The sequence below is a fragment of the Streptomyces sp. NPDC002076 genome (assembly GCF_053593835.1).
In genome coordinates this window covers 37,855-62,492 of record NZ_JBSFDI010000014.1, presented here as the reverse complement: position 1 = coordinate 62,492, position 24,638 = coordinate 37,855, and the positions used below count along the sequence as shown (strand labels likewise).

Genomic DNA, 24,638 nt, shown 5'->3' with positions numbered 1-24,638 from the left:
GACTCACTCCGCGTCGGGCCCGTACACCTCGACCCTGTCCGAAACCCGGCGCACATGAATGCACTCGCCGGGACACTCCCGCGCCGAATCCACCACATCCGCCAGCAGCGGCAACGGCACCGGCACCGTCGCACCCACCGCCTGCAACAGCTCCTCGTCCGCGCCCTTCACATAGGCCAGCCCGTCGATGTCCAGCTCGAACACCTCAGGGGCGTACTGGGCGCAGATCCCGTCACCGGTACACAGATCCTGGTCGATCCAGACCTCCAGCGCCTCCCCGCCCGGGGCCTCCTGCTGCACGGTCACCTCTCCTGCCGTCGGTACGCCGCGCGGAACCGGCACCACCAGGGCCAGCCGGGTCCGCACCAGCGGCTGTTGAACACCCCGACCCTACCCCCGCCCGCATTCCGGCCACGTTCCACCGGCCCCGGGTTTCCACCCCCGCCCCCTCGGGTACCAGCGCTCGATCAGGACAGACACACCCCCGGCTATGACACCCACCACTTCAGGCCAGGCCGGCCGTGACACCCTCCGCCCGCACCGTCGCTCTGCGTGATGAAACACGCAAGCGCGCTGTCGTCTGCCCACCTCCGGGCCCACCCGCCCGGATCGGACAACTCCGGCCACTCTTGAAGGGTTTTGACCACGCGATGCCTGGAACAAGCCGCTTCCGTATCACGTTGAGTGGGTATCCCCTCCGTGCGAGGGAGAGCGCAACGGGTGACCGACGACACACCTTGACAGTCTCTGTGATCTAGGGGTTTCAATCGACACCCACCCAGGTAGGGTCTGGAAGCGTCCAGCTCCCCTTGGAGGAGGTGAGGACCGTGGCAGCCCACGACGACGACATGAACCGCGGCATCCGCCCGGGACGAGGGTCCGACGACCCGGCCGGGCAGATCGCCTACCTTGAGCAGGAGATCGCCGTCCTGCGACGCAAGCTCGCCGACTCTCCGCGACACACGAGGATTCTCGAAGAGCGGATCGTCGAGCTGCAGACCAACCTGGCCGGCGTGTCCGCCCAGAACGAACGGCTGGCCAACACCCTCCGCGAGGCCCGCGACCAGATCGTGGCCCTCAAGGAAGAGGTCGACAGGCTCGCCCAGCCGCCCGCCGGCTTCGGCGTCTTCCTGCAGGCCAACGAGGACGGCACCGCCGACATCTTCACCGGCGGCCGCAAACTCCGGGTGAACGTCAGCCCAAGCGTCGACCTCGACGACCTGCGGCGCGGCCAGGAGGTCATGCTCAACGAAGCACTCAACGTGGTCGAAGCCATGGAGTTCGAGCGCGTCGGCGACATCGTCACCCTCAAGGAGATCCTCGAGGACGGCGAGCGCGCCCTCGTGCTGGGGCACACCGACGAAGAACGGGTGGTACGGCTCGCCGAGCCGCTGCTGGACGTCACCATCCGCGCCGGCGACGCCCTGCTGCTCGAACCCCGCTCCGGCTACGTCTACGAGGTCGTCCCCAAGAGCGAGGTCGAAGAACTCGTCCTCGAAGAGGTCCCGGACATCGGCTACGAGGCCATCGGCGGACTCGGCAACCAGATCGAGGCCATCCGCGACGCGGTCGAGCTGCCCTACCTCTACCCGGACCTGTTCAAGGAGCACGAGCTGCGCCCGCCCAAGGGCGTCCTGCTCTACGGCCCCCCCGGCTGCGGCAAGACACTCATCGCCAAGGCCGTCGCGAACTCGCTCGCCAAGAAGGTCGCCGAGGTCACAGGCCAGGCCGCCGGCAAGAGCTTCTTCCTCAACATCAAGGGCCCCGAGCTGCTCAACAAGTACGTCGGCGAGACCGAGCGGCAGATCCGCCTCGTCTTCCAGCGTGCCCGAGAGAAGGCCAGCGAGGGCACCCCCGTCATCGTCTTCTTCGACGAGATGGAATCCCTCTTCCGCACCCGAGGCTCCGGCGTCAGCTCGGACGTGGAGAACACCATCGTCCCCCAGCTGCTCGCCGAGATCGACGGTGTCGAGGGCCTGGAGAACGTGGTCGTGATCGGCGCCTCCAACCGCGAGGACATGATCGACCCCGCCATCCTCCGCCCCGGCCGGCTCGACGTGAAGATCAAGATCGAGCGCCCCGACGCCGAGGCCGCCAAGGACATCTTCGGCAAGTACCTCACCGAACGCCTCCCGCTGCACGCCGACGACCTCGGCGAACACGGCGGCGACAAGACCACCACCGTCCAGAGCATGATCCAGACGGCGGTCGAGCAGATGTACGCCGAATCCGAGGAGAACCGCTTCCTGGAAGTCACCTACGCCAACGGCGACAAGGAAGTCCTCTACTTCAAGGACTTCAACTCCGGCGCCATGATCGAAAACATCGTCGGCCGCGCCAAGAAAATGGCGATCAAGGACTTCCTCGAAAAGAACCAGAAGGGCCTCCGCGTCTCCCACCTCCTCCAGGCCTGCGTGGACGAGTTCAAGGAGAACGAAGACCTCCCCAACACCACCAACCCCGACGACTGGGCCCGCATCTCCGGAAAGAAGGGCGAACGGATCGTCTACATCCGTACCCTCATCACCGGAAAGCAGGGCGCAGACACCGGACGCTCCATCGACACGGTGGCGAACACCGGTCAGTACCTGTAACAGCAGGGCGGCTGCGGGTGCCCTCACCGGGTACCCGCAGCCCTCGCTTTTTCAGGCCACGACCGGAGCAGCCAATGACGCAAATGATCTCCCCACCAGCGCAAAGGCGTTCTAGGCTCGTTCCTACCGCCGAGTCGCGCAGTGCGGGGACGGGCACCGCACACGCACCGGAGCTCCAGCGGTACGTGAGCGGCCCCACGACCGAGGGTGCCGCCGGGCAAGGAGGGCCGCATGACCGTACGGCGAGTAATGGGCATCGAGACGGAGTACGGGATCTCCGTCCCCGGCCACCCGAACGCCAATGCCATGCTCACCTCGTCCCAGATCGTCAACGCCTACGCGGCGGCGATGCACCGGGCCCGCCGGGCCCGCTGGGACTTCGAGGAAGAAAACCCGCTACGGGACGCGCGAGGCTTCGACCTCGCCCGCGAGGCCGCCGACGCCAGCCAGCTCACCGACGAGGACATCGGCCTCGCCAACGTCATCCTCACCAACGGTGCGCGCCTCTACGTCGACCACGCCCACCCCGAATACAGCGCCCCCGAGGTCACCAACCCCCGCGACGCCGTCCTCTGGGACAAGGCCGGCGAACGCATCATGGCCGAGGCCGCCGAACGAGCCGCCCAGCTCCCCGGCGCCCAGCCCATCCACCTCTACAAGAACAACACCGACAACAAGGGCGCCAGCTACGGCACGCACGAGAACTACCTGATGAAGCGGGAAACCCCCTTCTCCGACATCGTGCGCCACCTGACCCCCTTCTTCGTCTCCCGCCAGGTCTTCGCCGGCGCCGGCCGCGTCGGCATCGGCCAGGACGGCCACGAACACGGCTTCCAGATCAGCCAGCGCGCCGACTACTTCGAAGTCGAGGTCGGCCTGGAGACCACCCTGAAGCGCCCCATCATCAACACGCGCGACGAACCCCACGCCGACGCGGAGAAATACCGCCGCCTCCACGTGATCATCGGCGACGCCAACCTCTCCGAAATCTCCACCTACCTCAAGCTGGGCACGACCTCCCTGGTCCTGTCCATGATCGAGGACGGCTTCATCGCGGTCGACCTGGCCGTCGACCAGCCGGTACGGACCCTGCACCAGGTCTCCCACGACCCGTCCCTCAAGCGCCTGATCACACTGCGCAGCGGACGCACCCTCACAGCCGTCCAGCTCCAGATGGAGTACTACGAGCTGTCACGCAAATACGTGGAGGAACGCTACGGGGCCGACGCCGACGACCAGACCAAGGACGTCCTGACCCGCTGGGAGGACACCCTCACCCGGCTGGAGAACGACCCCATGAGCCTCGCCGGCGAACTCGACTGGGTCGCCAAACGCGAACTCATGGAGGGCTACCGCCGCCGCGACAACCTCGACTGGGACGCCGCACGCCTCCACCTCGTCGACCTCCAGTACGCCGACGTACGCGCCGAGAAAGGCCTCTACAACCGCCTCGCCGCCCGCGGCCGCATCAAGCGCCTCCTGGACGAGTCCGAGGTCGAGAAGGCCCGCACCAAGCCACCGGAGGACACCCGCGCCTACTTCCGCGGCCGCTGCCTGGAGCAGTACGCCGACGACGTCGCCGCGGCGAGCTGGGACTCGGTCATCTTCGACCTCCCCGGCCGCGACTCCCTCCAGCGCGTTCCAACCCTGGAACCGCTACGCGGAACGCGAAATCACGTCAAGGAACTGCTGGACCGCTGCCGCACCGCAGAAGACCTGGTCAGGGTCCTGTCAGGCGGGTGAGCGGGCCAGGGGGTACTCGGTGCGGCCCGGGCGGGCAGGGTGGAAACCCCGACCGCCCGGGAATCATCGAGGTGGCCCCCGTACGTTGGAGAAACTGCGGGGCCGATGTCGGACCCGGCTTGTAGGGTCTGATCATCACCGATCGGCAGGCGAACTGAGCGGGGTGAGGGTTATGGCAACCAAGGACACCGGCGGCGGCCAGCAGAAGGCCACGCGAGCGACCGAAGAGGTCGAGGAGCAGGCGCAGGACGCGCAGGCTTCGGAGGACCTCAAGGAGCGGCACGAGAAGCTGAGCGACGACGTGGACTCCGTCCTGGACGAGATTGATGACGTACTCGAGGAAAACGCCGAGGACTTCGTGCGCTCGTTCGTGCAGAAAGGTGGCGAGTAAAGGCGAATTGGTCACTTTACCTTCGAAGTGAAGGTTGGCGGGGGAGTCGGGTGGCTGAGGAGCCTAAGGCCAAGGAATGCCGGAAGTGCAGGCGGGGTCTGCCTCTTTCGGCCTTCGCGCGGGACAAGAACCGGTGCGACGGCCTCCAGGTGTGGTGCCGGGAGTGTGTGGCGGGGTACAGCGCCACGCGTTACCGGCGCCGCCGGGAGGCTGAGGGGAAGACGGTCCGCGAGAAGGTGGACGTTCCGGAGGGGCACAAGCTCTGCCGGGCATGTGGCGAGGTCAAACCGCACAGCGAGTGGCATCGCAAGCGCAGCGCGCCAGATGGTCTGGCCACCCGCTGCAAGGCGTGTCGTGCGGTTCTACTGCGCCAAGACCACCTCAAGCGTAAGTACGGCCTAACCGAGGCCCAGCGTGACGCGATGATCGCCGCCCAGTACGGCCTCTGCGCGATCTGTCTGGCTGCCCCGCCCGTGCATGTGGATCACTGCCACAACACGGGTAGGGTCCGTGGCGTACTGTGCTTCAACTGCAATTCGGCCATCGGCAAGTTGCGTGACGACCCCGAGGCCGCACGCCGAGCCGCCGCTTATCTGGAAGGAAACTTGTGGAAGCCAACTCTCGTGGCACCGGGCGTCTACCAGCTGCCTTCCTGACGCCTGGGTCCTCCTCCTTCATGGACTTCCTGTCCGAGCACCAGCCCGAGATGCTGCCCGGCAACCGGCAGCTGCCGCCCACGCAGGGTGTGATCGAGGCGCCGCACGGCACCACCATCGTCGCCACGACCTTCCCGGGCGGCGTGGTGCTGGCCGGTGACCGTCGGGCCACCATGGGCAACGTGATCGCTCAGCGGGACATCGAGAAGGTGTTCCCGGCGGACGAGTACTCGGCCGTCGGTATCGCCGGCACCGCCGGTCTCGCCGTGGAGATGGTCAAGCTCTTCCAGCTGGAGCTGGAGCACTTCGAGAAGGTCGAGGGTGCGCAGCTGTCGCTGGAGGGCAAGGCGAACCGGCTGTCGACGATGATCCGGTCGAACCTGGGCATGGCGATGCAGGGGCTGGCGGTCGTGCCGCTGTTCGCGGGGTATGACCTGGACCGGGAGAAGGGGCGGATCTTCTCCTACGACGTCACGGGTGGCCGCAGCGAGGAGCAGAACTTCGCGGCGACGGGTTCCGGCTCGATCTTCGCTCGTGGTGCGATGAAGAAGTTGTTCCGTGACGACCTGACCGAGGAGCAGGCGACCACGTTGGTGGTGCAGGCTCTGTATGACGCGGCTGACGACGACTCGGCGACCGGTGGTCCCGATGTCGCCCGCCGGATCTACCCGATCGTCACCGTGATCACCGAGGACGGTTTCCGTCGGCTGACGGAGGACGAGTCCTCCGAGATCGCTCGTGCGGTGCTGCAGAAGCGCCTGGAGGAGCCGGACGGCCCGAAGGCCGCCCTGCTCTGAGTGCGGGCCGCGGTTCTTATCAAGGTGATCCAGTGACCATGACAGAAAGGGACGGATAACCGGTGTCGACGCCGTTCTATGTCTCACCCCAGCAGGCCATGGCCGACCGGGCGGAGTATGCCCGGAAGGGCATCGCCCGTGGCCGTAGCCTGGTCGTGCTGCAGTATGCCGACGGCATTGTGTTCGTCGGTGAGAACCCGTCCCGTGCGCTGCACAAGTTCAGCGAGATCTATGACCGGATCGGTTTTGCGGCCGCCGGTAAGTACAACGAGTACGAGAACCTGCGCATCGGTGGTGTCCGTTACGCCGATCTGCGGGGTTACACCTATGACCGTGATGATGTGACCGCTCGTGGTCTGGCGAACGTGTACGCCCAGACGCTTGGCACGATCTTCTCCTCGGCCGCCGAGAAGCCGTACGAGGTGGAGTTGGTCGTGGCGGAGGTGGGGGAGACCCCGGAGGGTGACCAGATCTATCGGCTGCCGCATGACGGGTCGATCGTGGACGAGCACGGCTCGGTCGCGGTGGGTGGCAATGCCGAGCAGATCAGCAGTTTCCTGGAGCAGCGTCACCGTGACGGCATGTCGCTGGCGGAGGCTCTGAAGCTGGCGGTGCAGGCCCTGTCCCGGGACACCAATGGCAGCGAGCGGGAGATCCCGGCGGAGCGTCTTGAGGTGGCGGTGCTGGACCGTACGCGTCCGCAGAAGCGCAAGTTCAAGCGCATCGTCCGCCGTCAGCTGTCCCGTCTGCTGGCGGCGGACGGCGCGGCCACCGAGGCGGAGAGCTCGGAGGAGGAGGACGGCTCCGAGGAGGAGTGACGCGCAGCCCCGATTGCCTGTTCCCGTGTGCCCCGGCCGTTCTCGCGGCCGGGGCACACGGCGTTCCGATACCGGCGGGGGGAGGCTAGGCGGCGCGTGGCGGGGCCGTGGAGCCGCGTACGACGAGTTCGACCGGGATGTCCCCGCTCTCGGGCTCGCGGCCGTCCAGGACGGCGAGCAGGGCTTGCATGCCGCGTTCGCCGAAGAGCTCGGCGTCGAGTCGTACGGTGGTCAGTTCTGGGTCGATGGCGGTGGCGAGGCCGAGGTCGTCGACGCCGGTGACCGATACGTCGTCGGGGATGCGCAGGCCGAGGCGGCGCAGGGCCTTGTAGGCGCCGGCGGCGAGTTTGTCGTCGTCGCAGACGACGGCTGTGGGTCGGGGTCCGGGTGCGGTGAGTGCGGTCTCGGTGGCGGTCAGGGCGCCTTCGATGGAGATGGGCGCGCGGGCTGTGCGTACTTCGGTTCCGGGTACGGCTGCCATGCGTGCGGCGATTTCACGCGCGCGTACCTCGAAGGTCCAGGAGGGGACGTCGGCGGCCAGGTGGAGGATGCGGCGGTGGCCGAGGGTGAGCAGGTGGTCGGTGACCTGGCGGATGCCGTCGGTGATGTCCAGGTTGACGGTGGCGGCGCCGAGGCTGCCTTCGGGGTCGCTGTCGAGCATCACCAGGGGGAGTTGGTCGCCGCGGATGGCGGTGAGGGCGTCGGCGGCCATGGAGGAGGCGAGGACGCCGTCGAGGGCGGTTTGTGCGGAGGCGAAGGGGTCGCGGGCCGGGCCGATTCCTTCGGGGGAGGGGTAGAGGACGACGCCGAAGCCGTTGTCGGTGGCGACGCGTGCGGCGCCGGTGTAGACGCCGGCGAAGAACTCTGTCGTGAGGGCCGGTACCACGAGCAGGACGGTGCGGGTGTGGCCGAGGCGGAGGTTGCGGGCGGCGAGGTTGGGGCGGTAGCCGAGTTCGCGGGCCGCTTCGCGGACTCGTTCGGCGACGGGTTCGGAGACGCGTCCGCGCCATTTGTCGCCGAGTACGAGGGAGACGGCGGCTTGGGAGACTCCGGCTGCCTGGGCGACGTCCCGGCTGGTCGGGCGCGTGCTGCTGCGTGCCACCGTGGGCCTGCCTTTTCGTGTGGACGTCCGAACAGCGCACATGGTACGTATGAGGAGGGGCGTTATACGTAAAACTTGAGGCTGGAGGCGGCGGATGGCCGCGGGTTATCTGGAGATACTCCGGGCGAGGCATGCGCTGCGGCTGCTCACCGGCACCCTGGTGGGCCGGCTGCCGAACGCGACCGCCGCGATCGCCCTGGTGCTGTTCGTCCGTGCCGAGGGCGGCACCTACAGCCTCGCCGGTGCCCTCGCCGCCGTCTATGGCGTCGCCAACGCCGTGGGGCAGCCGGTGCTGGGCCGGCTCGTGGATCTCCACGGCCAGCCGCGCGTCCAGTTGCCGGCGGCGGTCCTCGCGGCCCTGTCCATGGCGGTCTTCGCGTTCTCCGGTACGGATCCGCTGCCGCTGGCGTACGCGGCCGTGGCGGCGGCCGGCCTGTTCGCGCCGCCGCTGGAGGGGGGCCTGCGGGCGCTGTGGCCGTCGGTGCTGCGCCGGGGGGAGCAGGTGCACACGGCGTACGCGATGGACGCGATCGCGCAGGAGATCATGTTCACGGTGGGGCCGCTGCTGGTGACGCTGTGCGTGTCGCTGTGGGACGAGCGGGCCGCTCTGCTGGTGCTGAACCTGCTGGGGGTGCTGGGTGCGCTCTCCGTGGTCGTGTCGCCGCCCTCGCGCGCGTGGCGGTCGGCGCCGCGTGAGGCGCACTGGCTGGGTGCGCTGCGTTCGCCGGGGCTGCTGGCCCTGCTGGGTGCCTTCCTGTTCGTGGGGATCGCGCTGGGCTCGATCACGGTCGCGTCGGTGTCGTACGCCGACGGCCATGGCGGTGACGCGGTGTACGGCTGGATGATGGCGGGGCTGGGCCTGGGCGCGCTGGCCGGTGGCACGGTGTACGGGGCGCGGCGGTGGGGTGGTTCGCCCGAGCGGCGACTGAGCGTGCTCGTGGCCCTTCTGGCGGTGTGTTATCTGCCTTTGATGCTGACGCCGGGTGCGCCGGCGATGGTGCTGCTCACGGTGGTCTCGGGGGTGTTTCTCGCGCCGTGTATCGCCTGTGCGTTCATCATCGTGGACCGGCATGCGCCGAGCGGGACGGTCACCGAGGCGTTCTCCTGGCTTGTGACGACGTTCACCGTGGGTGCCTCGGTGGGCACGGGCGTGGCGGGGCCCGTGGTCCAGGCCGGTGGCACGGTGTGGGGGTTCGCGGTTCCGGGGGCGGCGGGAGCCGTGTCGTTGCTGGTGTTGCTCGCCACGGGGCGGGTCCTCGCAGCTCCCGTGCGGGGCGGGGTCGTTGCGTCTTCATCGGAAAATGATCCAAATCGTGCCGTCGAACCCCGTTTCAGCTCAGGGGATCGGGCGTAATGTTCAGTCATGGACCGCCGCATTTTCGGGCTGGAGAACGAGTACGGCGTCACGTGCACGTTCAGGGGACAGCGGCGCCTGTCTCCTGACGAGGTGGCGCGGTACCTCTTCCGCCGTGTCGTGTCATGGGGCCGCAGCAGCAATGTCTTTCTGCGAAACGGCGCCCGGCTCTATCTCGACGTGGGCTCACATCCGGAATACGCGACCCCCGAATGTGACAACGTGATCGAACTGGTCACCCACGACAAGGCCGGCGAGCGCATTCTCGAAGGACTCCTGGTGGACGCGGAACGACGCCTGCACGAGGAGGGAATCGCGGGCGACGTCTACCTGTTCAAGAACAACACCGACTCGGCGGGCAACTCGTACGGCTGCCATGAGAACTATCTGGTGGCCCGGCACGGGGAGTTCTCGCGGCTCGCGGACATCCTCATCCCGTTCCTGGTGACCCGGCAGCTGTTGTGCGGTGCGGGCAAGGTGCTGCAGACACCGCGTGGTGCCGTGTACTGCGTGAGTCAGCGCGCGGAGCACATCTGGGAGGGTGTGTCCTCGGCGACGACCCGTTCGAGGCCCATCATCAACACCCGCGACGAGCCGCACGCGGACGCGGAGCGTTATCGTCGGCTGCATGTCATCGTCGGTGACTCGAACATGTCCGAGACGACGATGCTGCTGAAGGTCGGCGCGACGGACCTGGTGCTGCGCATGATCGAGGCGGGCACCGTGATGCGCGACCTCACGCTGGAGAACCCGATCCGGGCGATCCGTGAGGTCAGCCATGACATCACGGGCCGGCGCAAGGTGCGGCTGGCCAGCGGCCGGGAGGCCTCGGCGCTGGAGGTGCAGCGGGAGTACTTCGACAAGGCCGTGGACTTCTGTGACCGGCGGGGCATCCGTACCGGTACGGTCGCGCAGGTCCTGGAGCTGTGGGGCCGCACCCTGGACGCGATCGAGACCGAGGAACTGGACCGGATCGCCACCGAGATCGACTGGGTGATGAAGTACAAGCTCATCGAGCGGTACCGGGCCAAGAACAACATGACGATGTCGCATCCGCGGGTCGCGCAGATAGACCTCGCCTACCACGACATCCATCGTCGTCGTGGCCTGTACTACCTGCTGGAGAAGAAGGGTCAGGCGGCCCGGGTCTGCAACGACTTGAAGATCTTCGAGGGCAAGTCGGTCCCGCCGCAGACGACTCGGGCGCGGCTGCGCGGTGACTTCATCCGGCGGGCACAGGAACAGCGCAGGGACTTCACGGTCGACTGGGTGCATCTGAAGCTCAACGACCAGGCGCAGCGCACGGTGTTGTGCAAGGACCCGTTCCGTTCGGTGGACGACCGGGTGGAGAAGCTGATCGCCGGAATGTAGGGGAAAAGCGGGTGAGTCAAGCGTTTCGGGCGTGAAATGCCGGAACGCCACACGGGCGTCGTACGTTTCCCGTACGGCGCCCTTCTCACGCCGTAGAGTTGCGCGCACGCCATCCACAAGATCGACCGATTACGAGGCTCTTCCGTGCGCCGACGTTCTCTTCTCCTCGCCGCCGTTCCCGCAGGACTGGTCACGCTCGCCGGGTGCGGTGGCGGCAAGTCCGGCTCCAGCAAGGCCGGTGTCTCGCCGTCGCCGTCGGTGTCGACGGTGCCTCCGCCGAAGATCGTGGAGGGGCCGTTGCCGACGATCACGGCGGGCACGAAGTTCGGTGAGAAGCCGACCGTGGCGAAGGGGCCGGGTGAGCCGTCGAAGAACCTGGCGGTGAAGACGGTGATCGCGGGCAGTGGTCGTACGGTCGCGGAGAACGACTTCATCCAGGCGAACTACCTGGGGCAGATCTGGGACACGGGCAAGGTCTTCGACAACTCCTACGACCGCAAGCGTCCGCTGGTGATGCAGCTGGCCCAGGGCAGCATCATCGACGGCTGGCGGTATGGGCTCGCGGGCAGGAAGACGGGCAGCCGGGTGCTGATGGCGGTGCCGCCGACCTGGGGTTATGGCACGTCGGGCAATGCGCAGGCGGGTATCAAGGGCACGGACACGCTGGTGTTCGTCATCGACCTGATCGATTCGTACAACTCGAAGAGCTCGGCCAAGGGCCGGGTGGTCGCGCAGAGCGACGCCGCGCTGCCCAAGGTGGCCACGAACACCGACGGCACTGTCCCCAAGGTCACCATCCCGAAGACGAACCCGCCGAAGAAGCTCGTGTCGACGTATGTCCTGGAGGGCGACGGGCCCGAGCTGAAGGCCGACCAGACGGTGCTGTGCCAGTTCCAGGGGCTGGTGTGGGACAGCGGCAAGACCTTCGAGCGGACGTACGGCTCGGGCCGGCTCAGCCAGTTCGGGCTGGAGCAGATGCAGCAGGCGGTCAAGGGGCTGGCGCAGGGGCTGACCGGCAAGAAGGTGGGCAGCCGGGTGCTGATCGTGGTGCCGCCGGAGCTGGGTTACGGCAACACTCCGCCGAGCGGTGGTGTCATCAAGAAGGGTTCGACGCTGGTGTTCACGGTGGACATTCTCGCGGCGATGTAGCGGGTGTCCATGGCGGGCGGCGGGCCTGCGGAGATGAAAGACTGTCCGCGTTTTCGTGTCGTACACAAGCAGGAGCTTTTGACGTGAACATCGAGAAGCCCGAGATCGACTTCCCTGAGGGCGCGCCCCCGGCTGACCTCGAGATCAAGGACATCTGGGAGGGCGACGGCCCGGTCGCGCAGGCTGGCCAGAACGTCACCGTGCACTACGTGGGTGTCGCCTTCAGCACCGGTGAGGAGTTCGACGCCAGCTGGAACCGTGGCACTCCGTTCCGCTTCCCGCTGGGTGCGGGCCGGGTCATCGCGGGCTGGGACCGGGGCGTGCAGGGCATGAAGGTCGGCGGCCGTCGCCAGCTGACCATCCCCGCCCACCTCGCCTACGGCAACCAGAGCCCGACCCCGGCGATCAAGCCGGGCGAGACGCTGATCTTCGTGGTGGACCTGCTGGGCGTCTGATCGCCGCGGGATCCCCTTCTGATCCGCACGTGATCGACATCTGATCGACCGGCCGTATCCGATCGGTTCCGATCAACTGGGGCCCATGCCTGCTCTGGCATGGGCCCTCGGCTTTTGTCACCGCACCCGGGAGCGGTACGGTCATCGGTCGGAAGCACGATAGGGAAGGCGAAGGGCGTCGATGGCCATTGCCAAGGCCGAGCGGCTGATGAACCTCGCGCTGTGTCTGCTCGGCACACGGCGGCCTCTCAGCAAGCGCGAGCTGCGGGAGTCCATCGAGGCCTACCTGGAGGCGGGCTCCGACGACTCCTTCAACAGGATGTTCGAGCGGGACAAGGACGATCTGCGCGAGCTGGGCCTGGTCATCGCGACGGTGGAGAACATCGACGGCGAGGTCGGCTACCTGGCCCGCCGGGACAGCAACCGGCTGCCGCCCATCACCCTGGACGCCGAGGAGGCCGCGGCGCTCGGTCTCGCCGCGAAGGTGTGGCAGCAGGCCCGTCTCGCCGGCGCGGCCAGCGGTGCCCTGCAGAAGCTGCGCGCCGCAGGGCTCCCCGAGGACGTCGACCCGTACGAGGCGCACGGCGCGCTGGAGCCGCGCATCCCGGTGCACGAGGCCGCCTTCGAGCCGCTGATGCTGGCCTGCCGGGACCGCCGCCCGGTCGTCTTCGACTACCGCAAGGCCTCCGCGGCCCGCCCCGAGCCCCGGCATGTGGAGCCATGGGCGCTGGAGTGCTGGCGCGGGCACTGGTACCTGGCCGGTTTCGACCGGGACCGGGGTGCCGAGCGTGTCTTCCGGCTGTCCCGGATCACCGGCCGGGTCCGTTCGCGCGGTACGGGCTTCACCGCGCCCGTGCCCGATGTCGTCACCGTGCGCGAGACCGTGGCGAGCTGGGCGGGGGAGATCGCCGACGGTACGGCGCTGATCCGGCTGCGTTCCGGGGCCGGGTACCCCCTTCGGGCGAAGGCCACCATGGTGCGGGAACTCGGCGACGGCTGGGACGAGTTGGAGATTCCGTACGGGCACGGCCTGGACGCCTGGCTGGTGGAGTTCGGGCCGGACGTGGTGGTTCTGGAGCCGGCCGAGCTGCGTGCGGACGTGGTGGACCGGCTGCGTGCCGTGGCCAAGGGCTGAGGGGGGAGCAGGACTGTGGCAGGCAAACCGGTCAGGCCCGTGAACGCCATCGACCAGACCCGGCGGATGCTCTCCCTGGTGACCTATCTCCGGGAGCGCCCCGGCGCCCGGATCGCGGACGTCGCGCGTGCCTTCGGCATCACCGAGGACGAGCTGGTCGCCGACCTCGATCTGCTGCCCATGTGCGGCACCAGCTTCCGCGGCGGTGATCTGCTGGACATCGACACCGACGGCGAGCGCATCTGGTGGCACAACCCGGCGGCGCTCGGCGAGGAGGCGGCCGAGCCGCTCAGGCTGGCCGCCGACGAGGCCACCGCGCTGCTGGTGGCCGCCCGCGCGGTGTCGACCCTGCCGGGCCTGCGCGAGGGCGACCGTCAGGCGCTGCTGCGAGCCACCGCCAAGGTGGAGGCCGCCGCCGGTGAGGCGGCCGGCGCCAGCGCCCGTCTGTCGGTGACCTTCGAGTCCGAGGGCGGGGTCTTCGCCGACGTCGACCGGGCGATCTCCGAGCGCCGCCGGCTGTGGATCCGCTACTACTCCCCGGCCCGCGACGAGGTCACCGAGCGTGAGATCGACCCGATCCGCCTGGTCAGCGTCGGCCACACCTATGTGGAGGCCTGGTGCCGCCGCTCCGAGGCCCGGCGCACCTTCCGGCTCGACCGGGTCGCGGAGATCAGGATCCTGGACGAGCCGTCCGCGCCGCCCGAGGTGGAGCTGCGCGACCTCTCCGAGGCGCTGGTGCAGCCGGCCGCCGAGGACCCGGAGGTGGTGGTCGAGGTCGGCCCGGGCGGCCGCTGGGTGGCCGAGTACTACCCGCACGACAGCGCCGATGAGCTTCCCGACGGCGGGCTGCGTATCACTCTGCGCACCCCCGATCCGGCCTCCCTGCGCCGCCTGGCACTGCGCCTCGGCCGCGACGGCCGGATCGTCTCCCCACCGGAACTGGCCGACAGCGCCCGCAGAGCGGCGGCGGAGGCACTGGCGGCGTACGACACGGCGTCGCAGTGAGACAGCGCCCCGAAGGGGCGCGGAGCTGTGTCGGACCTGCGGCTTTGCCGCGTGGGCGCAGCCACGACGGCGTCGCGGGCGAGGACGGCGATCGCTGGACGACCAGAAGAAGGAGCGAGGGCTGTGAGTGAGCGTGCGGGTGAGATGACGGTGGCGGCCGCCTTCGCCGGGATGCGGAGAGTGGTCCCCGTGGTGTTCAAGGCGGGCTGCCCCGACTGCCGGGGCCGCTTCGAGCTCGCCGCGAGCGCGCTGCGCCTGGCCATCGGCGCCACCAGCCGGACGACGTTCTACTCCTTCACCTGCCCCGAGTGCGGGGCCGCCGTCCGCAAGCCCGCCGGGGAGCGCATCGTCGAGCTGCTCACCGGTGGCGGGGTGCGCACGCTGCGGCTGCACAGCACGGTCTAGTCTCGACGTCATGTTCTGGCCGATGTTCGCGGTAGCGGTGGGTTTCCTGGGTCTCGCGATGCTGGGGGTGCTCGCCGTCCGGGTCTTCCTGGAGGCGCGGCGTCTCGGGCAGCAGGTCGCGGACTCCGCGCGCCGGATCAGCAGGGCGGCCGAGGATCTGGAGCGGGCCGCGGTCAGCGCGGCCTCTGCGGTGGACGCGCTGTGATACCCGCGAGACGGTGCGCTTTGGGTCACTTCGCCCTGTCACCCGACCGGCCCGTCCAGGTACGCTGGTGATCGCGGCCCGGATGACAAGGCGCGGTCCGCACAGGGAGCGGTAGTACGCACGGGGATTGTCCTACGTTCACCCCCGGGCGTTACGATCGCTGCCAGCACGATGCTCGGACACATGTCCGACCGGCCGGACACAGCCCCGCCGCCCCGCCTCAGTGAGAAGGTGAAGACTATGTTCCGCAACGCACTTGAGCCGTGGCACCTGGTGCTCCTGGTTCTGGTGATCGTTCTCGTGTTCGGCTCGAAGAAGCTTCCGGACATGGCGCGCTCGCTCGGCAAGTCCGCGCGCATCCTCAAGAGCGAGGCCAAGGCGATGAAGGACGAGGGCAAGCAGCCCGCCGCTTCTGCCCAGCCCGCCGAGGAGCAGCCCCCGGCTCAGCGCACGATCCAGGCCGCGCCCGGCGACGTGACCAGCTCCCGGCCGGTCAACGAGCCGACGGACACGACCCAGCGCTGACGCGAGGACCGGGGCATCCGGTCCGCTGCACGAGATGAGGATGTGGGTTGCCCAAGTCTGCCCGCAACAAGGAGAAGGATCCCGAGGGGCGGATGCCGCTCGCGGATCACTTGCGTGAGCTGCGCAACCGGCTCGCGAAGGGCGTCCTGGCGATCGTCGTTGTCGCGGTGATCTCGGCCTTCTTCTACAAGGACATCATCAACTTCATCACCCGGCCGGTGCTCGACTCGGTCGGTTGCGGGCAGACCTTCGGGCAGCTGGTCAAGACCAAGAACGCCCACTGCGCGCACATCACGGTCAGCGGTCTGCTGGGGCCGTTCACTCTGGCCCTGAAGACCGCGCTGACGGCCGGTGTCGTGCTGGCGGCGCCGGTCTGGCTCTACCAGCTGTGGGCGTTCGTCGCGCCGGGCCTGCACCGGCACGAGAAGAAGTACGCCTACGCGTTCGTCGGTCTCGGTTTCCCGCTCTTCCTGGTCGGCGGCTACCTCGCCTACCACGTGCTGCCCGTGACGGCGAAGTTCCTGGTCGACCTCACGCCGAGTGGTACGGAGAACCTGCTCCCGCTGGACGAGCTCCTCGACCTGGTCACGCGCATGGTGGTCGTGTTCGGCCTTGCCTTCGAGATGCCGTTGCTGCTGGTGATGCTCAACCTCACCGGCATCCTCTCCGGCCGGCGGATGCTCGGCTGGTGGCGCGGCATGATCGTCGGCATCGCCGCTTTCGCGGCCGTGGCCACGCCCAGCCCCGACCCGGGCACGATGCTGGCGCTGGCGGCGCCGATCTGGGGACTGTTCTTCATCGCTGTGGGCTTCTCGCTGCTCAACGACCGCCGCCGGGCCCGACGTGAGGCGGAGGGTCCCGCCGACGACGAGGCCTCCGAGCTGGACCTCACTCCCGAGGACATCGGCGAGATCGAGCCCGTCGCGGCCAGCGGGGCGCTGCCCGAGCAGACGGGCACGGACCGGGTCAACGGCTACGACGACGTGACCTGAGCCGCCGCACCACAACCGCGCCGGATGCCCCCGCCCCCAGGGTCGGGGGCATCCGGCTTTGTCGATCAGCGCACGTTCCGGATAATGATCGTCCTGTTGTCAGTGGAGCCCGGTACGCTCGAAAGCACGATGACAGAGGACCTCTCTCCGGCCGAGCGGTACGCGGCAGCCCGCAGGCGGGCAGCCGAGCAGGCCACCGCGCTCGCGTCCTTCCGCGAGATGTACGACTTCGGCCTCGACCCCTTCCAGATCGAGGCCTGCGAGGCACTCGAGACGGGGAAGGGCGTACTGGTGGCCGCCCCCACCGGCTCGGGCAAGACGATCGTGGGCGAGTTCGCCGTCCACCTCGCCCTGCAGCAGGGCAAGAAGTGCTTCTACACGACACCCATCAAGGCACTGTCGAACCAGAAGTACGCCGACCTGTGCCGCCGCTACGGCACCGGCAAGGTCGGCCTGCTCACCGGCGACAACAGCGTGAACTCCGACGCCCCGGTGGTCGTGATGACCACCGAGGTCCTGCGGAACATGCTCTACGCCGGCTCCCAGACCCTCCTCGGCCTCGGCTACGTGGTCATGGACGAGGTGCACTACCTCTCCGACCGCTTCCGCGGCGCCGTCTGGGAAGAGGTGATCATCCACCTGCCCGAGTCGGTGACCCTGGTGTCACTGTCGGCGACCGTCTCCAACGCCGAGGAGTTCGGTGACTGGCTGGACACCGTCCGCGGCGACACCGAGGTGATCGTCTCCGAGCACCGGCCCGTGCCGCTGTTCCAGCACGTCCTCGCCGGGCGGCGGATGTACGACCTGTTCGAGGAGGGAGAGGGCCACAAGAAGGCCGTCAACCCCGACCTCGCCCGCCTCGCCCGCATGGAGGCGACCCGGCCGTCGTACCAGGACCGCAGACGCGGCCGTGCGATGCGCGAGGCCGACCGGGAGCGGGAGCGCAGACAGCGCTCGCGGGTATGGACACCGGGCCGGCCCGAGGTCATCGAGCGCCTGGACTCCGAGGGCCTGCTCCCGGCCATCACGTTCATCTTCAGCCGCGCCGCCTGCGAGGCCGCCGTCCAGCAGTGCCTGTACGCGGGCCTCAGGCTGAACGACGAGGAGGCGCGGGAACAGGTCCGCGCCCTGGTCGAGGAGCGCACCACCCACATCGCGCCGGAGGATCTGCACGTCCTCGGGTACTACGAGTGGCTGGAGGGCCTGGAGCGCGGTATCGCCGCCCACCACGCGGGCATGCTGCCGACCTTCAAGGAGGTCGTCGAGGAGTTGTTCGTCCGCGGCCTGGTCAAGGCGGTGTTCGCGACCGAGACCCTCGCCCTCGGCATCAACATGCCCGCCCGCTCGGTGGTGCTGGAGAAGCTCGTCAAGTGGAACGGCGAGCAGCACGCCGACATCACGCCGGGCGAGTACACCCAGCTGACCGGCCGCGCCGGCCGCCGGGGCATCGACATCGAGGGCCATGCGGTCGTGCTGTGGCAGCGCGGCATGAGCCCCGAGCACCTCGCCGGTCTCGCGGGCACGCGCACGTATCCGCTGCGCTCCAGCTTCAAGCCGTCGTACAACATGGCGGTCAACCTGGTCGAGCAGTTCGGCCGGCACCGCTCGCGCGAGCTGCTGGAGACCTCCTTCGCGCAGTTCCAGGCCGACAAGTCGGTCGTCGGGATCTCCCGCCAGGTGCAGCGCAACGAGGAGGGCCTGGCCGGCTACAAGGCCTCCATGACCTGCCACCTCGGCGACTTCGAGGAGTACGCGCGCCTGCGCCGCGAGCTGAAGGACCGGGAGACCGAGCTGGCCCGGCAGGGCGCCAACCAGCGGCGCGCCGAGGCCGCCAGCGCCCTGGAGCGGCTCAGGCCGGGCGACGTCATCCACGTTCCCACGGGCAAGTACGCGGGCCTGGCCCTGGTGCTGGACCCCGGCCTGCCCGCCGCCCGGTCCAACGGCCACCGCGGCCTCGACCACCTCGACGGTCCGCGCCCGCTGGTGCTGACCGCCGAACGTCAGGTCAAGCGGCTGGCGTCGATGGACTTCCCGGTGCCGGTCGAGCCGCTGGACCGGATGCGGATCCCGAAGTCCTTCAACCCGCGCTCGCCTCAGTCCCGCAGGGACCTCGCCTCCGCGCTGCGCACCAAGGCCGGGCACATCCCGCCGGACCGGGCCCGCAAGAAGCGTTCGCAGGCCGCGGACGACCGCGAGATCGCCCGCCTGCGGACCGCGATCCGCGCGCATCCCTGCCACGGCTGCAACGACCGTGAGGACCACGCCCGTTGGGCCGAGCGCTACCACCGGCTGCTGCGCGACACCTCGCAGCTGGAGCGCCGCATCGAGGGCCGTACGAACACCATCGCGCGGACCTTCGACCGGATCGTGGCCCTGCTGACCGAGCTGGACTATCTGCGCGCCGACGAGGTCACCGAACACGGCAAGCGCCTGGCCCGGCTGTACGGCGAACTGGACCTGCTGGCCAGCGAATGCCTGCGCGAGCGGGTCTGGGAGGGGCTCAGTCCCGCCGAACTCGCTGCCTGTGTCTCGGCGTTGGTGTACGAGGCGCGGGTCGGCGACGACGCGATGGCGCCCAAGCTGCCCTCGGGCAAGGCCAAGGCGGCGCTCGGTGAGATGGTCCGGATCTGGGGTCGGCTGGATGCTCTGGAGGAGGAGTTCCGGATCAACCAGACCGAGGGCGTCGGACAGCGTGAGCCGGACCTCGGCTTCGCCTGGGCGGCGTACATGTGGGCCTCGGGCAAGGGGCTCGACGAGGTGCTGCGCGAGGCGGACATGCCCGCGGGAGACTTCGTGCGCTGGTGCAAGCAGGTCATCGACGTGCTGGGCCAGGTCTCCGCGGCGGCGCCCTCCGAGGACTCGACCGTGGCGAAGGCCGCGCGCAAGGCCGTTGATCAGTTGCTGCGGGGAGTTGTCGCCTACTCGTCGGTCGGGTGATCTCCGGTTCGCCGGAGCAGATGACTGTGTTGGGGGCCCTTTCGGGCCCCCATTCGCTTATCACGGTGAGTCACTTTCGCACGCCCGTGCACCGTGACCGAACGTGTTCGAATAGGCGCTGAGCGTGCAAATGGAGCCGAGCGTACTCCTGCCGCGCGGGGGATTTCAGGTGCTTGCTGAATATGACACGGCGATGATCCGGTCGGACTAAGCTCGCCCGCGGCGCACCGAGTTGAGGTGAATTCGTGCGCCTGTTCCCAATCATGCGATAGATCCCGACAGTTCCATGAACCTTCCCCGCAAAAGCTCCCCCGACACCCAGCCGATTCATCCCAGAAGGCATCCATGGTGAGTGTTCAGAAGCCTCCCGGTGGCCGTGAACGGCCTTACGCTCGCGTGCTGTTGCCGCCGGCCATATTGATGGTCGCCGCGACCGGTGCGGCCATCGCCCTGGGGCCGGCGTCGGCCCGGATCGTCGTCGGCGTGGTCGGGGCCGTGGCCCTGCTGCTGGTCCTGGTCACAGGCGCGGAGGCCGCCCGCCGCGGCCGCAGACTCCGCGAGGAACAGGCCGAGCACGCCCGTCACACCGCGTATCTGGAGCACCGGCTCGCCGCCCACGACGAACTGATCGGGCGCTTCGCGAGCGACGTCATCCCGCACGGCCATCTGCGGCTGCGGGCCGGAGAACCGCTGCGGGACGTGATGGTCAACGGCTACGACGTCGACCCCGAACTGCGCAGCCTGCCCGACTCCTACCGGGAGATGTTCCGCGCCGCGATGCGCGGAGCCGAGCGCGAGATCATCATGCGTGACGCCACCGAGCAGTCGTTCGTGAGCGTCGCCCGCCGCGTCCAGGCGATCGTCCACCAGCAGTCCAACGAACTGCGGGAGATGGAGGAGGACCACGGCCGCAACCCCGAGGTCTTCGACGACCTGCTGCGCATCGACCACGGCACCTCGCTGATCGGCCGTCTCGCCGACACCATCTCCGTCCTCGGCGGCGGTCGTCCCGGCCGCCAGTGGCCGCTGCCCGTCTCCCTCTACAGCACGCTGCGCGGTGCCATGTCGCGCATCCTGGAGTACCGCCGCATCCAGCTGAACTCCATCGTCAACATCAACATCAAGGGCACCTCCGTCGAGCCGGTCATCCACGCCGCGGCCGAGCTCTTCGACAACGCCACCCGCTACTCGCCGCCCACGGCCAAGGTGCATGTCACCGCCACCGAGGTGCAGACCGGCATCGTCATCGAGATCGAGGACGCCGGGGTCAGCCTCACCGAGGAGTCCCGCGCCCGCATCGAGAAGATGATCGAGGACGCCAAGAACCTCGACGACGCCCACAACCTCGGCGACAACCCGCGCCTCGGCCTCGCGGTCGTCGGCCGCCTGTGCAAGATGTTCGACATGGAGGTCTCGCTGCGGGCCTCCGCCTACGGCGGTTGCCGCGCGATCCTCGTCGTGCCGCGCGTGATGACGACCACCGAGCCCGGCGTCGGTGCCGCCCACGGCATCGGTGCCACCGGCACGCCCATTCCCGCGCTCGGCGCGGTCGAGGGACCCAAGCGCCCGCCGAAGCGGCGCCGCCCCACCAGCCCCAAGATCCCGGCCGGGATCTCCATGGAGGACGACGTCCCGGTGGTCACCGAGTGGACGGCGGGCGGCCTGCCGCAGCGCCGCAGCCGGATGAAGACCCCGATCAGCCAGCGCTTCGCCGAGGCGGCCGAGATCGAGCAGGCCGAGCGCGAGGGCAGGCCCACCATCTGGTCGCAGCCCAAGCCCGAACCCGAGCCCGAGATCGACCCCGTGCGCAAGAAGCTCATGGAGCGGCCGCTCGGCCAGGGGATCGAGGACTTCTGGAACGGCCTGCGCAAGGGCATGCCCGAGGGCGCCACCGGGCCCGAACTGACCGACTTCACGCGGCACCCGGAAAAATACGTGCACCTGCTCAACGACTATGCGGACGAGCCCGTCGAGGGCACCACCGAGGCCGACGACGAGGGGGACCTCAAGTGATCCAGCAGCGAGGAAACATCGACTGGATGCTCAAGCAGCTCAACGACGGCGTGCCGGGCATCGAGATGATCGTGGTCCTCTCCGCGGACGGACTGCGCATCGCCCGCTACGGCGGCGACCCCGACGCCGCCGACCGGGTGGCCGCCGCCTGCGCGGGCGTGCAGAGCCTGGCCGGCGCCATCATCAAGGAACTCCCCGGCGCCGGCGACATGCAGGTCGTCGTCTTCGAGATCGACGGCGGCTACTTCTACCTCATGAACGCCGGCGCCAACGCCTACCTCGCCGTACTCGCCGACGTCACCTGCGAGCCGGGCCGGATGAGCGGCATGATGCGCGACCTGGTCGTCCGGATCGGAGCCCACCTCACCAGTCCGCCCCGGCGGAACGGGCAGACCGTATGACTCCTCCACAACGCAAACGGCGCGAGCCGAAGCCCCCACCGCCTCCCCAGCCGCAGCCACCGGCACCGGGGCCGGCCGACGACGAGGCCGAGCCCAAGAACCCCGAACGGCTGTACACCGTCGCCGGATCCGAGGACGGCGCACGCGCCGAGCTCGACCTCGTGACGTTGATCGTGGCGCGCGACGCGCCGCACATGGCCGCCTCACCGGAGCAGGCCGCCGTCCTGCGGCTCTGTGCCAACCCCCTGTCCGTGGCCGAGCTCTCGGCCTACCTGAATCTGCCGTTCAGCGCGATGACCGTCCTGATCACCGAGCTGATCACGGCCGAACTGGTGCAGGTGCGCGCCCCCGTCGTCCGCCGGGCGCTCCCCGACCGTTCACTCCTCGAAGCGGTGATGCATGGACTTCAACGGCTCTGACACCATCCCCGGACCACGCACCGAGGATCATCTGCCGCACACGGCCGAGACCGCGGTGAAGATCGTGATCGTGGGCGGCTTCGGCGTCGGCAAGACCACCATGGTCGGTTCCGTCAGCGACATCAGACCGCTGACCACCGAGGAGACCATGACCCAGGCCGGCATCGGCGTGGACGACAACTACGGTTCCGAGTCCAAGACGGCCACCACCGTGGCCATGGACTTCGGCCGCATCAGCATCACCGACAAGCTGGTGCTCTACCTCTTCGGCACCCCCGGCCAGGAACGCTTCTGGTTCCTGTGGAACGGGCTGTTCGAGGGCGCGCTCGGCGCGGTCGTCCTCGTCGACACCCGGCGTCTCGAGGTCAGCTTCGACGTCATGGGCCGGCTGGAGGAGCGCGGCGTGCCCTTCGTCGTCGCCGTCAACTCCTTCCCGGACGCCCCCCGTTACCCCGTGGAGGAACTGCGCACCGCGCTCGACCTGACCCCGCAGATCCCGATCATGGAGTGCGACGTACGCCGGCGGGCCTCCAGCAAGGACGTGCTGATGACCCTGATGCGCTTCCTGCACTCGATCGCCCTGTCCCGCGCCCTGACCTGATCCCGGCCGACCGACCCCACACCCCCTTTCGTTCCGGAGCGACACCGTGACGTCTGAATCCCCGTCCCTGACCGACAAAGACCCCGCCCCCGGACCGCCGCCGGGCTGCCCCGCGCACCGCCTGGGCCCCGGCGGGCTGCACCGGCTCTACGGCCCCGACGCGGAAGATCTGGGCGACCTCTACGAGCGGCTGCGGGAACAGCACGGCCCCGTGGCACCCGTACTGCTGCACGACGACGTACCGATGTGGGTGGTGCTCGGGCACGCCGAGAACCAGCAGTTGGTGCGCAGCCCCTCCGTGTACACGCGTGACAGCCGTATCTGGGGCCCGCTGACCGAGGGCATGGTCAAGCCCGACCACCCGCTGATGCCGCACATCGCCTGGCAGCCGATCTGCTCGCACGCCGAGGGCGACGAGCACCAGCGGCTGCGCGCCGCGGTCACCGCGGCCATGGAGACCATCGACCACCGCACGCTGCGCCGCCACATCGGCCGCCACACCCAGGGCCTGGTCAACAGCTTCTGCGAACGCGGCCGGGCCGACCTGGTCTCGCAGTTCACCGAGCATCTGCCGATGGCCGTGATGTGCGAGATCCTCGGCATGCCCGAGGAGTACAACGACCGCATGGTGCAGGCCGCCCGGGACGCCCTGAAGGGCACCGAGACCGCCATCCAGAGCCATGCCTACGTCATGGACGCGCTGAGCCGGCTCACCACCCGGCGCCGCGCCCGGCCCCAGGAGGACTTCACCAGTCACCTCGTCACCCACCCGGCCGGACTCACCGACGACGAGGTCCGCGAACATCTGCGGCTCGTCCTCTTCGCGGCCTACGAGGCCACCGTGAACCTCCTCTCCAACGCGCTGCGCATGGTCCTCACCGAGCCGGGTTTCCGCGCCCAGCTCAACGGCGGGCAGATGACCGTGCCGGAGGCGATCGAGCAGTCCCTGTGGGACGAGCCGCCGTTCAGCACCGTCCTCGGCTACTACGCCAAGCAGGACACCGAGCTGGGCGGGCAGCGCATCCGCAAGGGCGACGGCCTGCTCTTCGCACCCGCGCCGGGCAACCTCGACCCGCGCATCCGCCCCGACCTGTCCGCGAGCATGCAGGGCAACCGCTCCCATCTCGCCTTCGGCGGCGGCCCGCACGAGTGCCCCGGCCAGGACATCGGCCGCGCCATCGCCGACGTCGGCGTCGACGCCCTGCTGATCCGCCTGTCCGACATCCAGCTCGACTGTGCCGAGGAGGAGTTGACCTGGCGTTCGTCCATCGCCTCCCGGCATCTGGTGTCGCTGCCCGTGCGCTTCGAGCCGAAGCCGCAGCAGGACGTCAACACGCTGCCGAGGCCCATGCCGGTCCCGCCGCAGCGCACCGGGCAGCCCGGCACCGCGCGCCTCGACCAGCCCGCGGCCATGGAGCCCCGCCCCACCACCCCCCGTCCCGTCGTGCTCGAGCCCAATCCCACGGCTCCGCAGCCGACGGCGCGCCGACGGGGCGTCTGGCGGCGGCTGCTGGACTGGTGGCGCGGGGAGTAACCGCGCCCGAAGGGCGGCCCATCGCGGCTCTCCAGC

General features: G+C 69.0%; 24 protein-coding genes. 22 read left to right on the top strand and 2 right to left on the bottom strand.

Features of this window, described 5'->3' with window-relative positions; all coding sequences use genetic code 11:
* Positions 1–3: 3 nt before the first annotated feature.
* Positions 4–306: a ferredoxin gene (locus tag ACWCQS_RS27710; protein WP_351206632.1), complete on the bottom strand. Its 303-nt coding sequence runs from the start codon at positions 304–306 to the stop codon at positions 4–6.
* A gap of 521 nt (positions 307–827) precedes the next feature.
* Between ACWCQS_RS27710 and arc the strand changes: the two genes are divergently transcribed.
* From arc to prcA, 6 genes are all read left to right on the top strand, one after another.
* Positions 828–2,594: a proteasome ATPase gene (gene arc, locus ACWCQS_RS27705; RefSeq protein WP_451006968.1), complete on the top strand. Its 1,767-nt coding sequence runs from the start codon at positions 828–830 to the stop codon at positions 2,592–2,594.
* A gap of 231 nt (positions 2,595–2,825) precedes the next feature.
* A complete protein-coding gene (dop, locus tag ACWCQS_RS27700) occupies positions 2,826–4,337 on the top strand; it encodes a depupylase/deamidase Dop (RefSeq protein ID WP_451006967.1) in 1,512 nt (503 codons plus the stop codon).
* Positions 4,338–4,509: 172 nt separating this feature from the next.
* Positions 4,510–4,728, top strand: a complete 219-nt coding sequence (locus ACWCQS_RS27695; protein ID WP_153544461.1) for a ubiquitin-like protein Pup — start codon at positions 4,510–4,512, stop codon at positions 4,726–4,728.
* 50 nt (positions 4,729–4,778) lie between these two features.
* The gene (locus tag ACWCQS_RS27690; protein ID WP_451006966.1) at positions 4,779–5,384 is read left to right on the top strand and encodes an endonuclease VII domain-containing protein; all 606 of its coding nucleotides are present in this window, start codon (positions 4,779–4,781) and stop codon (positions 5,382–5,384) included.
* The gene (gene prcB / locus ACWCQS_RS27685) at positions 5,336–6,181 is read left to right on the top strand and encodes a proteasome subunit beta (protein ID WP_451006965.1); all 846 of its coding nucleotides are present in this window, start codon (positions 5,336–5,338) and stop codon (positions 6,179–6,181) included. The genes ACWCQS_RS27690 and prcB overlap by 49 nt, the downstream gene beginning before the upstream one ends.
* A 62-nt stretch (positions 6,182–6,243) precedes the next feature.
* Positions 6,244–6,999, top strand: coding sequence for a proteasome subunit alpha (gene prcA, locus ACWCQS_RS27680; RefSeq protein ID WP_388626376.1), 756 nt, complete (start codon positions 6,244–6,246; stop codon positions 6,997–6,999).
* A gap of 85 nt (positions 7,000–7,084) precedes the next feature.
* On the opposite strand, the gene ACWCQS_RS27675 is transcribed toward prcA, so the two are convergent.
* Positions 7,085–8,101, bottom strand: a complete 1,017-nt coding sequence (locus ACWCQS_RS27675) for a LacI family DNA-binding transcriptional regulator (protein WP_451006964.1) — start codon at positions 8,099–8,101, stop codon at positions 7,085–7,087.
* Between the two features lie 94 nt (positions 8,102–8,195).
* Between ACWCQS_RS27675 and ACWCQS_RS27670 the strand changes: the two genes are divergently transcribed.
* The 16 genes from ACWCQS_RS27670 (at position 8,196) to ACWCQS_RS27595 (ending at position 24,602) form a co-directional block, all read left to right on the top strand.
* Positions 8,196–9,455: an MFS transporter gene (locus ACWCQS_RS27670; RefSeq protein ID WP_451006963.1), complete on the top strand. Its 1,260-nt coding sequence runs from the start codon at positions 8,196–8,198 to the stop codon at positions 9,453–9,455.
* 9 nt (positions 9,456–9,464) lie between these two features.
* Positions 9,465–10,826, top strand: a complete 1,362-nt coding sequence (gene pafA / locus ACWCQS_RS27665; protein ID WP_055709514.1) for a Pup--protein ligase — start codon at positions 9,465–9,467, stop codon at positions 10,824–10,826.
* Between the two features lie 144 nt (positions 10,827–10,970).
* Positions 10,971–11,975, top strand: a complete 1,005-nt coding sequence (locus ACWCQS_RS27660; protein ID WP_451006962.1) for an FKBP-type peptidyl-prolyl cis-trans isomerase — start codon at positions 10,971–10,973, stop codon at positions 11,973–11,975.
* Positions 11,976–12,058: 83 nt separating this feature from the next.
* Complete coding sequence (locus tag ACWCQS_RS27655) at positions 12,059–12,430, top strand: FKBP-type peptidyl-prolyl cis-trans isomerase (RefSeq protein ID WP_450982422.1); 372 nt, start codon at positions 12,059–12,061, stop codon at positions 12,428–12,430.
* Positions 12,431–12,611: 181 nt separating this feature from the next.
* On the top strand, positions 12,612–13,565 hold the full coding sequence (locus ACWCQS_RS27650) for a helix-turn-helix transcriptional regulator (RefSeq protein ID WP_450982423.1): 954 nt from the start codon (positions 12,612–12,614) through the stop codon (positions 13,563–13,565).
* Between the two features lie 15 nt (positions 13,566–13,580).
* Complete coding sequence (locus ACWCQS_RS27645) at positions 13,581–14,570, top strand: helix-turn-helix transcriptional regulator (RefSeq protein ID WP_388626368.1); 990 nt, start codon at positions 13,581–13,583, stop codon at positions 14,568–14,570.
* Positions 14,571–14,714: 144 nt separating this feature from the next.
* Positions 14,715–14,975, top strand: coding sequence for a hypothetical protein (locus ACWCQS_RS27640; RefSeq protein ID WP_388626619.1), 261 nt, complete (start codon positions 14,715–14,717; stop codon positions 14,973–14,975).
* Between the two features lie 10 nt (positions 14,976–14,985).
* Positions 14,986–15,180, top strand: coding sequence for a hypothetical protein (locus ACWCQS_RS27635; RefSeq protein ID WP_451006961.1), 195 nt, complete (start codon positions 14,986–14,988; stop codon positions 15,178–15,180).
* A gap of 240 nt (positions 15,181–15,420) precedes the next feature.
* Complete coding sequence (gene tatA / locus ACWCQS_RS27630; protein WP_451006960.1) at positions 15,421–15,705, top strand: Sec-independent protein translocase subunit TatA; 285 nt, start codon at positions 15,421–15,423, stop codon at positions 15,703–15,705.
* 47 nt (positions 15,706–15,752) lie between these two features.
* On the top strand, positions 15,753–16,697 hold the full coding sequence (gene tatC / locus ACWCQS_RS27625; RefSeq protein WP_451006959.1) for a twin-arginine translocase subunit TatC: 945 nt from the start codon (positions 15,753–15,755) through the stop codon (positions 16,695–16,697).
* Positions 16,698–16,781: 84 nt separating this feature from the next.
* The gene (locus ACWCQS_RS27620) at positions 16,782–19,634 is read left to right on the top strand and encodes a DEAD/DEAH box helicase (protein WP_451006958.1); all 2,853 of its coding nucleotides are present in this window, start codon (positions 16,782–16,784) and stop codon (positions 19,632–19,634) included.
* A 345-nt stretch (positions 19,635–19,979) separates the two neighbouring features.
* Entirely contained in the window at positions 19,980–21,647 is a 1,668-nt protein-coding gene (locus tag ACWCQS_RS27615; protein WP_451006957.1) for a sensor histidine kinase, read from the top strand.
* A complete protein-coding gene (locus ACWCQS_RS27610; RefSeq protein WP_451006956.1) occupies positions 21,644–22,048 on the top strand; it encodes a roadblock/LC7 domain-containing protein in 405 nt (134 codons plus the stop codon). The genes ACWCQS_RS27615 and ACWCQS_RS27610 overlap by 4 nt, the downstream gene beginning before the upstream one ends.
* Positions 22,045–22,467, top strand: a complete 423-nt coding sequence (locus ACWCQS_RS27605) for a DUF742 domain-containing protein (RefSeq protein ID WP_451006955.1) — start codon at positions 22,045–22,047, stop codon at positions 22,465–22,467. The genes ACWCQS_RS27610 and ACWCQS_RS27605 overlap by 4 nt, the downstream gene beginning before the upstream one ends.
* Complete coding sequence (locus tag ACWCQS_RS27600) at positions 22,448–23,068, top strand: GTP-binding protein (protein ID WP_451006954.1); 621 nt, start codon at positions 22,448–22,450, stop codon at positions 23,066–23,068. Before ACWCQS_RS27605 ends, ACWCQS_RS27600 begins: the two co-directional genes overlap by 20 nt.
* Before the next feature lie 46 nt (positions 23,069–23,114).
* A complete protein-coding gene (locus ACWCQS_RS27595; RefSeq protein ID WP_451006953.1) occupies positions 23,115–24,602 on the top strand; it encodes a cytochrome P450 in 1,488 nt (495 codons plus the stop codon).
* The last annotated feature ends 36 nt before the right edge of the window (positions 24,603–24,638 follow it).